At 51.6% G+C, this 3444-nt stretch carries 3 protein-coding genes; all 3 read left to right on the top strand.

Annotated elements, in window-relative coordinates; translation table 11 throughout:
* Positions 1 to 1602, top strand: a 1602-nt coding sequence (locus QM624_RS14100) for a glycosyl hydrolase family 18 protein (RefSeq protein WP_415092873.1), incomplete at its 5' end; no start/stop codon positions are given.
* A gap of 139 nt (positions 1603 to 1741) precedes the next feature.
* On the top strand, positions 1742 to 2188 hold the full coding sequence (gene iagB / locus QM624_RS14095) for a type III secretion system invasion protein IagB (RefSeq protein ID WP_217186024.1): 447 nt from the start codon (positions 1742 to 1744) through the stop codon (positions 2186 to 2188).
* Between the two features lie 140 nt (positions 2189 to 2328).
* Positions 2329 to 3444 (top strand): chitinase (locus QM624_RS14090; protein WP_415092871.1); only part of this gene is annotated, 1116 nt, incomplete at its 3' end.

Genomic DNA, 3444 nt, shown 5'->3' with positions numbered 1-3444 from the left:
GGTGCCGGTAAAGATAAGATTGAAGACGTGGACTACACCACGGCTCAGCGCGATCTCGATCACATCTTCCTGATGAGCTATGACTTCTTTGGCGGCTGGAGCAACACTGATCTGGGCCATCAGGCAGCATTGCGTGCGCCAGCATGGCGTCCGGATACCAACTACACCACCGAAAACGGCGTGAATGCGCTGCTGGCACAGGGTGTTCAGCCTGGTAAGATCGTTGTCGGCGCAGGCATGTATGGCCGCGGATGGACAGGTGTGCATGGTTACACCGGCGACAACCCATTCACCGGCACTGCAACCGGCATGGTGAAGGGGACTTGGGAGCCGGGCGTGGTTGACTATCGTCAGATCGTTAACGAATACAAAGGCAAGCCAGGCTGGGAATCCGGTTACGACGCAACGGCTGAAGCGCCATACGTCTTCAACAAATCAACGGGTGACCTGATCTCTTATGAAGATGCGCGTTCTACTACCGCAAAAGGTAAATACGTGCAGGCGAATAACCTGGGTGGTCTGTTTGCCTGGTCTATCGATTCCGATACCGGCGACATCCTGAACGCGATGAACGAAAGCCTGCTGGGGGGTTCTGCTCCGGTTGATCCGGTGGTGACCAACCATGCACCGATTGCGACGGCGACCGATCAGACTGTGACCGGCCCGGCTACCGTGAATCTCGACGGTTCAGCATCCACTGACCCGGATGGTGATGCTATTACCTACAAATGGACCCAGATTTCTGGCCCAACGGTGACCATTACTAACAGCACCAAAGCGAAAGCCTCTTTCAATGTGGCTGCCGTGACCGCTAACCAGTCGCTGGCATTCCGTCTGACCGTGACTGATGCTAAAGGGCTGAGCAATTCTGTTGACGTGCAGGTTGTCAACAAGGCACCAAAAGCCAACCGGGCGCCAGTCGTGAATGCGATGGAAGCCGTCACTCTCCAGGCGGGTGAAACCTATGCTCTGCATGCGCAGGCAGTGGATCCTGATGGTGATGCACTGACCTATTCCTGGAGCGTACCAGCAGATATGCATGCGACCGGTACTGACACCGCCAACGTGAATATCACTGCACCGGAAGTGGCTTCTGAGTCCAGCTACACCCTTAGCGTTGTCGTCAGCGATGGTAAAACCAGCGTTCAATCCAACGTCCAGGTGGTGGTTACACCAAAACCAGCAGACGTGACGCCTCCAGCGGATGATGTCACGCCACCGGCTGACGAGGTTACCCCGCCAGCAGACGACGTGACTCCACCTGCGACCGGTAGCTGTGATACCCCGGTTGATGTTAACGCCAGCAAATATGCAGCATGGTCTTCCAGTAAGGTCTACAACACTGGCGATACCGTCAGCAACGACAACCTGGTCTGGAAAGCGAAGTACTGGACTCAGGGCAATAAACCTGGCTTTGACGCTGATGCCTGGGAACTGGTTAGCCAGGTGAAAATGAACTGGCGCTCAGATGTCGTTTATAACGGCGGTGAAACCACGACTTATCAGGGTTCTGTATACCGTGCGAAATGGTGGACCCGTGGTGATAACCCAGCGAATAGCGATGTATGGGTGAAAGAAGGCGCATCAGCTGACTGCAAATAATCTTCTTAACCTGAAATTGCAGGATTGATATCACCCTGCAATGCGTTGGCCACACCCCACTTCGGGTGTGGTCAACAACTTAAAATATAATAGAGATGTGCGCAAAGAGAGGGACGTAATTCGATAAACAGGTAAAGAGATGAAACGCTTCATATTGTTATTACTTATCTTTAGCCAAAGTGTATTTGCAAATTGCTGGGACAGGGCCGCGCATTATTATCATGTCGATCCTTATCTGTTATTCGCAATTGCTAAAGTGGAATCAGGCATGAACCCGTATGCCGTGGGCTGGAACCACGACGGTTCAAGAGATGTCGGTTTAATGCAAATTAACAGTACGCATTTTAGTGAATTACAGCGGAAGGGGATTGATGAGTATCGACTTATTGCCGAGCCCTGTACATCCATTATGGTCGGTGCATCTATTTTGTCGAGTATGATCAAAGTCTATGGCTATAACTGGGAAGCGGTTGGTGCCTATAACGCTGGGTTAAAAAAAGAGAATTATCAGCAGCGAATGATTTATGCCCATAAGGTTTGGACGAAGTACCAGGAAATAAAGCCAAAAACAAAAAATGCATATTGATCTTTTATTTTTTGAAGAGTACCGGATGGTGTTCTTCAAAAAATGAAAAGAACCGCACTCTCAGGTTTATTTATTAATGGAATAATACATAAGCCGGGAATGCATAAACCATTGTTGCTTAAATACAGGATTATATTGAAATGACTAAAAGGACATTACTGAGCGTTCTCGTTGCAGGTGCATGTATTGCACCGTTTATGGCTCAGGCTGCAACGCTGCAGGCTACCAGCAGCGAACCGTACACCATGAAAGCCAGCGACCTGGCGAAAAAGGAAAAAGAGCTCACTGATTTCCCGCTGATGGCTTCGGTGAAAGACACCATTGCGACTCTGGACAACAGCCTTGTTGAGCAGATTGAGCCAGGCCGCGCGGCTAACCCGGACAACGTGAAACGCGTTGAAGGGATCGTTAAGGCAAGTGACTGGGAATATCTGTTCCCGATGCGCGCTCAGTCTTATACCTACAGTAACTTCCTGAAAGCAGTGGGTAAATTCCCGGCACTGTGTAAGACCTATAACGACGGTCGCGACAGTGATGCCATCTGCCGTAAAGAGCTGGCAACGATGTTTGCCCACTTTGCGCAGGAAACCGGTGGTCATGAAAGCTGGCGTCCGGAAGCTGAATGGCGTCAGGCGCTGGTTCACGTTCGCGAAATGGGCTGGACCGAGGGTCAGAAAGGCGGCTATAACGGCGAATGTAATCCTGAGATCTGGCAGGGGCAGACTTGGCCATGCGGTAAAGACAAAGACGGCGATTTCGTGAGCTACTTTGGCCGCGGGGCTAAACAGTTGTCTTACAACTACAACTACGGTCCGTTCTCTGAAGCGATGTTCGGTACTGTCCGCACCCTGCTGGACAAACCTGAGCTGGTAGCGGATACCTGGCTGAACCTGGCTTCTGCTATCTTCTTCTTCGCCTACCCACAGCCACCAAAACCAAGCATGTTGCAGGTGATTGACGGCACCTGGCAGCCAAACGATCACGACAAAGCGAACGGTCTGGTACCGGGCTTCGGGGTGACCACGCAGATCATTAACGGCGGCGTAGAGTGCGGCGGCCCGACTGAAATTGCTCAGTCTGAAAACCGTATCAAGTACTACAAAGAGTTCGCGAACTACCTGAAAGTGCCTGTTCCGGCCAACGAAGTGCTGGGCTGCGCTAACATGAAGCAGTTCGATGAAGGCGGCTCTGGTGCGCTGAAGATCTACTGGGAACAGGACTGGGGATGGAGTGCAGATACGCCAGACGGTAAGACT

Source organism: Micropruina sp. (assembly GCF_047606365.1).
In the GTDB taxonomy this organism is placed as follows: domain Bacteria; phylum Actinomycetota; class Actinomycetes; order Propionibacteriales; family Propionibacteriaceae; genus Micropruina.
The sequence above is the reverse complement of the archived record's forward strand: the minus strand, read 5'-3'. Positions and strand labels throughout refer to the sequence as shown.

Excerpts from the sequence above, each read along its gene's own strand:
- iagB (WP_217186024.1), top strand. The coding sequence starts at position 1,742 with ATGAAACGCTTCATATTGTTATTACTTATCTTTAGCCAAAGTGTATTT.